Origin of the sequence: Frankia sp. AgKG'84/4 (genome assembly GCF_023242965.2) — a bacterium.
Classification (GTDB): Bacteria; Actinomycetota; Actinomycetes; order Frankiales; family Frankiaceae; genus Frankia.
Genome location: NZ_JALKFU020001015.1, coordinates 1 through 1,789, shown reverse-complemented (window position 1 = coordinate 1,789; position 1,789 = coordinate 1). Strand labels below are relative to the sequence as shown.

The window sequence follows — 1,789 nt, the reverse complement described above, 5'->3', positions numbered from 1 at the left end:
GCGCCGCCGAGGGAGAGCCCGATGCCGTGCACGACCACCGGCACGCCCAGCTCGGCGGGCGCGGGCGCCCCGGGCGCGAACGCCCGCCCGTCGAGGCCGATGTTCTCCGCGATCACCTCGACGAAGCGCAGGTCGGTGCGCTCGGCGAGCGCACCGGCCAGCTCCGGCCGCCAGCCCACCCCGAACCCGGTCACCACCGACACCCCACGATCGTCGCAGGTCAACGGCCGCTCAGTCCTGCACTGTCACACTGTTGACCACCCGATTTCCGCGCCACCCCACCACGCTGCGGATCATTGGGTCGGAAAATTGTGGGGGCGGCTGTGGTGGCGTCGCGCACTTCCGCCGCAGCGAGGTGTGTCGCCAGGAATGTCCGGTCGGCTGTCTGGTTCACCGGCCGGTTCCCGGGACTTTCGACCCTGATCCGACGGAACGTGAGACGGTGCGCAGCGTCGTGTTCTTAGCGGGACGGGGGACAACGGACGTGCGCATCGCCGGTGCGGAACGGAAGGCAGAGCCACGGCGTGGCCCCTGACCTGGTTCGGGAGTCGGCGCGGGCCGATCGGATGGCGCTCCGGGATCGGATGGCGCTGGAGGAGTCGGCCCGCGACGGGGGACGCCAGGACAACGGGGAGAGCCGCACATGCATCACCGCGCCCTGAAAGAGGACGACGACGTGGAAAGGTGGACACCGGAGGCGTCCGTACTGCGACCGGTGCGCGACGCACTGGCCGCCGGCGCGGCGGTGGTGCTGCCGAACCCCCCGCCGCTGACCTACCTCGTCGTGGGGACCTCCCCGACCGCGGTGAACACCGCGAAGGGCCGGCCCTACGACCAGGAGGTCGCCCTGTGGATCACCCGCGACGCGCAGCTCGGTGAACTCGCCGCCGCCCTCGCCCTCGACGGCGAGGGTATGGCGCTGGCCCGGCGTCTGCTCGTCGCCGAACGGGTCACGCTGCTGGTGCCGCTACGCGCCGGGCAGGCGGCGCCGCACTGGCTGGCACCGTCGGTCCGCGACGCTCACGCGTTGCTGTTCGGGGCCCGCTGGGCGCCGCTGCGCCCGTTGGTCCGCGGTTTCACCGCCCTGTACGTCAGCAGCGCGAACCGCACCGGGCGCCGCCCCGCCGCCCGCGCGGCGCAGGCCCGGGTGATGTTCGGCGAGCGCATTCCGGTCCTCGACGGCGACGCCTGGCCCGGCGCCGCCCTGCGGCGCGGGGCCACCACGATGCTGCGGCTGCGCCCCGACGCGACGATCGAGCACGTCCGCCCCGGCGCGCAGGACAGCGCCCACGCCGACCCCGCCGCCTACCTCGCCTGGCTGCGCTGGGCGTCGGCCAGCGCACGGCCGGTGTAGGCCAGGTTCGTCGGATGGGGTCATCGTGGCCCGGCGCGGCGGCGCCCCGATGTCCCGGCCGCGACGATCAACCGACACCTGCCGCACCGGGCGAGCGTGCCGAGGGTGAACACGGGACGCGCCGGCGCCTGGCCCTGGCCCGCGCCGCCACCATGGTCGTGCTGTTCGTGCTGGCCGTGGTGCTCGGGAGCTGGGCGCCGCGGGTACCGCAGGTCAAAAGCGACCTGGGCCTGGGCGACGGGCAGCTGGGCCTGGCGCTGCTCGGCGCGCCCAGCGGTGCGGTCGCCTCACTGTGGCTGGCCGGGCTCGCGGTGACCCGCGTCGGCAGCGCCGCAGTCGTGGGGGCCGGGCGGGCCGCCGAATGGGGCGTCGGCGGGGGGGGGCTTTTTGTTGCCGGACACTGGTCCCTGTTAGCCCTGGTGGGGGCGTGGGGGG

At 74.6% G+C, this 1,789-nt stretch carries 2 protein-coding genes and 1 pseudogene; 2 read left to right on the top strand and 1 reads right to left on the bottom strand.

All coding sequences use genetic code 11. The annotated features are described in order from the left end of the window. A partial coding sequence (locus MXD58_RS26890; RefSeq protein WP_250610609.1) for a multinuclear nonheme iron-dependent oxidase occupies positions 1–194 on the bottom strand: 194 nt, incomplete at its 3' end. Between the two features lie 449 nt (positions 195–643). Between MXD58_RS26890 and MXD58_RS26885 the strand changes: the two genes are divergently transcribed. Then, positions 644–1,354, top strand: a complete 711-nt coding sequence (locus MXD58_RS26885; RefSeq protein WP_248837729.1) for a hypothetical protein — start codon at positions 644–646, stop codon at positions 1,352–1,354. Between the two features lie 14 nt (positions 1,355–1,368). Next, positions 1,369–1,789 (top strand): annotated as a pseudogene (locus MXD58_RS26880) (hypothetical protein); the annotation flags it as partial.

What these genes read in the sequence shown, in the direction of transcription:
- MXD58_RS26885 (WP_248837729.1), top strand. Translation starts at nt 644, where the DNA reads ATGCATCACCGCGCCCTGAAAGAGGACGACGACGTGGAAAGGTGGACA.